Below are 249 nucleotides of genomic sequence, written 5' to 3'. Positions count from 1 at the left end.
CAGCGCGTCGCGTAGGAGGTGATGTTGCCGGCGGCATCGCAGGTCCAGGGAACCTGCGGGTTCAGCTCGACCGCGAGGCGGCCCTGCGCGAGAGCGAGGACCATTACCGCCACGCGGTCCGTGGTTTCCGCGGTGATGCAGAACAATCCGTTGATCGCGCCCGCGTCGTCGTAGACGGGCGAGAAGGTGAAGGACCACCAGCTCTCCTCGGCCCGGCCCGACCGTGCCAGGTCGAGCTTCATGTCGGTG

The 249-nt window shown here is 67.9% G+C and carries 1 pseudogene; it reads right to left on the bottom strand.

The features are described from left to right. Positions 1 to 249 (bottom strand): annotated as a pseudogene (locus tag AC0IY1_RS25490) (PAS domain-containing protein); the annotation flags it as partial.

Source organism: Methylobacterium sp. AC690, assembly GCF_979256535.1.
The sequence above is the reverse complement of the archived record's forward strand: the minus strand, read 5'-3'. Positions and strand labels throughout refer to the sequence as shown.